Below are 3,125 nucleotides of genomic sequence, written 5' to 3' on the forward strand. Positions count from 1 at the left end.
CATGTCGTGTTCTTCGGCACCGGCGCCTACACCTCGACGATCCTGCAGGTGACCTACGGCTGGAACCCGTGGCTCGCCTGGCCCGTCGCCACCGCCATGGGCGGCGTGGTCGGCTGGATGATCGCGGTGCTGTCTTTCCGCGCGGGCCTCAGAGGCTCCTACTTCGCGCTGATCACGCTGGCCTTCGCCGAGGTCTTCCGCATCCTCGCCAACTCCGTGCCCATCACCAAGGGCGGGCTCGGCATGTTGATCAAGGCCGACCAGCGGCCGATCAACTTCCAGTTCAGGGATCCGGTCTGGATCTACTATCTCGCCCTGCTGCTCTGTGTGATCTCGCTGCTGATTGCCTGGCACCTGACCCGGAGCCGCTTCGGCGCGCGGTTGATCGCCATCCGCGAGAACGAGGATGCCGCCCGGGCGCTGGGCATCGACGTCTTCGCCGAGAAGGTGAAGGTGCTGACGCTCTCCGGCGCGATGTGCGCGGCCGGTGGCACCTTCTACGCACAGAAATATCTCTACATCGACCCCGCGATCGCCTTCGGCGTCGACAAGTCGGTCGAGATGCTGCTGGTCAGCATGGTGGGCGGCGCCGGCACCATCTTCGGGCCGTTGATCGGCTCGGTCACGCTGATGGGCATCAACGAGGTGACGCGCTGGCTGGCCAGCGTCGTGCCCGCTTTCAAGAACGTCCAGCCGCTCAGCCTCGTGGTCTACGGCATCATGCTGATCCTGATCGTGGCCCGACTGCCCAACGGCTTGATGGGCCTGTTCCGCCGAAGGTCGCGCCATGCTTGAGGTGCCCCATGCTTGAAGTAAGGGGGGTCTCCAAGAGCTTCGGCGGCTTGAAGGCCGTGGACAGCGCCTCACTCGACGTGAGACAGGGCGAGATCGTGGGCCTGATCGGACCCAATGGCGCGGGCAAGACGACGTTGTTCGCGGCCATCGCGGGCTTCCACAAGCCTGACGCCGGCACGGTCGTCTTCGAGGGCAAGCAGATCACCGGCCTCGCGCCGCACCGCATCTGCGCTGCTGGCATGGTCCGCACCTTTCAGATCACGCAGCCCTTCGCCGGCATCAGCGTGCGCGAGAACATCATGGTCGGTGCCTATCACAGGACGGCCGACCGCCGGCTGGCCGCACGCGAGGCCGAGGCCGTCGCGGGCATTGTCGGCATGCAAGACCAGCTCGACCAGCGCGGCGCCGACCTCACCGTCGCCGGCCGCAAGCGGCTCGAGCTCGCCCGCGCGCTGGCGACCGGACCGCGGCTGCTGCTGCTCGACGAGGTGATGGCCGGCCTCAACCCGACCGAGATCGTCGAGATCGTGAGCGTCATCAAGGACATAAGGCAGGCCGGCGTTACCATTTTTCTGATCGAGCATGTCATGCAGGCCGTGACCTCGCTCGCCGAGCGGGTCTATGTGCTGAACCAGGGCCGCATGATCGCCGAGGGCACGCCCGCCGCCATCGCCGACGACGCCGGCGTCGTCGAAGCCTATCTCGGCCACGGTGCTGCCAAGGTGCTCCGTGCGTGAGAGCCAGACCTTACGCGCCGATGACGGCGCGAGGGAGGTGCTCCGTGCTTGAGATCGCCGGCCTGAGGGCCGGCTACGGCCCCATTGAAGTGCTGCGCGGCGTAGACCTCGCCGTGGGCGCGGGCGAGATCGTGGCGCTGCTGGGCAGCAACGGCGCCGGCAAGTCGACGCTCAACAACAACGTCTCCGGCCTCTACCGGCCGTTCGGCGGCTCGATCCGCTTCGACGGGCACGACATCGCGGGCGCGCCCTCGACCCGCATCGTCGAAGCGGGCCTCGTGCAGGTGCCCGAGGGCCGCCGTGTCTTCCCCACCCTCACGGTGCGCGACAATCTCGAGCTGGGCAGCTACCGCCGCGGCAAGCCCGCCCGCGCGCGGAACCTGGAGCGCGTGCTCGCAATCTTTCCGCGCTTGAAGGAACGCCTCACCCAGTCCGCCGGCACGCTGTCGGGCGGCGAGCAGCAGATGCTGGCCATCGGCCGCGGCCTGATGGCCGAGCCCCGTCTCCTGATCCTCGACGAACCCTCGCTCGGCCTCTCGCCTCTCCTGGTCGAGGAGATGTTCGCCCTGATCGGCCAGCTCAACGGCCAGGGCCTCGCCGTCCTGCTGGTCGAGCAGAACGTCGTTCAGTCGCTTGCGATCGCCCACCGCGCCTATGTGCTGGAAAATGGTCGCATTGCCCTCTCGGGCAACGCAGCCGACCTCGCCGAAAACCCCAACCTGCGCAAATCCTATCTGGGCCACTAGTACGAGATGAGTCTAGGCTCGCCTCACCCTGCCACCTCACCCTTGCAAATCATCGATCGCTGCATCGGCTGGAGTAGCCTTTGCTGGGGCGGGTAGACCGGCCCCATTTGCGCCAAACACCGCCTCAGAATTTGGGCGCACGCTTCTCCAGGAACGCCGCCGTGCCCTCGTGGTAATCGGGGCCGAAATAAACGTCCCGACGCAGGCCATGGAGGTACTCGTGGGTGGCCGGGTTGATCGGCACCGATTCGCTCAGCACGCGCATCGCCTCCTTGGAGGCGGCGATCGCCTTGGAGGAACGCGACGCGATCGTCCTGGCCATCGCGTAGGTTTCCGCCTCGAGCGCGGCCGCCGGCACGACCCGATTGACGATGCCGACGCGCTCCGCCCGGTCGGCCGGAATGAGATTCGCCGAAAAGAACATCTCCTTCGCCACGGTGAGCGGCAGGCGACTCATGAAGTTGAGAATTCCGGCGACGTTGTACGGCAAGCCGAGCTTGGCGGGCGTGATGGCGAAGGCGCAGGTCTCGTCGCCCATCACGATGTCGCAGGCCATGACCAGATCGCACGCGCCGCCCCACGCCGACCCGTGAACCATGGCGATCACCGGGGCCGGGAACGCCTTGACCGCCCGCAGCAACTGTTCCAGCGGATCGCTGTAAGGCAGCGGATCGACGTCCGCCCTCGGCAGCTCGCCGACGTCGTGACCGGCCGACCAGACCTTGCCACCGGAGGCGCTGCGCAGCACCACCACTCGCACGCCATCGGCCTTGAAGGAATCCAGGGCCGCAATCATCTCGGCGATCAGGTCGGCGCCGAGGGCGTTGCGCTTGTCGTCATGGTCGAA

Annotated in this window: 4 protein-coding genes; 3 read left to right on the forward strand and 1 reads right to left on the reverse strand. The window is 66.9% G+C overall.

Annotation, left to right across the window (positions count from 1 at the left end; genetic code table 11):
- The 3 genes from Q0C38_RS23135 to Q0C38_RS23145 all read left to right on the forward strand — a co-directional run.
- A partial coding sequence (locus tag Q0C38_RS23135; protein WP_291299498.1) for a branched-chain amino acid ABC transporter permease occupies positions 1–795 on the forward strand: 795 nt, incomplete at its 5' end.
- A gap of 56 nt (positions 796–851) precedes the next feature.
- Positions 852–1,532: an ABC transporter ATP-binding protein gene (locus tag Q0C38_RS23140; RefSeq protein WP_366937304.1), complete on the forward strand. Its 681-nt coding sequence runs from the start codon at positions 852–854 to the stop codon at positions 1,530–1,532.
- 44 nt (positions 1,533–1,576) lie between these two features.
- Positions 1,577–2,278: an ABC transporter ATP-binding protein gene (locus Q0C38_RS23145; RefSeq protein WP_291299500.1), complete on the forward strand. Its 702-nt coding sequence runs from the start codon at positions 1,577–1,579 to the stop codon at positions 2,276–2,278.
- Between the two features lie 124 nt (positions 2,279–2,402).
- Here the strand turns inward: Q0C38_RS23145 and scpB are convergent.
- The coding region (gene scpB / locus Q0C38_RS23150; RefSeq protein ID WP_291299501.1) for a methylmalonyl-CoA decarboxylase at positions 2,403–3,125 on the reverse strand (723 nt) is incomplete at its 5' end.

It is taken from the genome of Elioraea sp. (assembly GCF_022842375.1).
In the GTDB taxonomy this organism is placed as follows: Bacteria; Pseudomonadota; Alphaproteobacteria; order Acetobacterales; family Acetobacteraceae; genus Elioraea_A.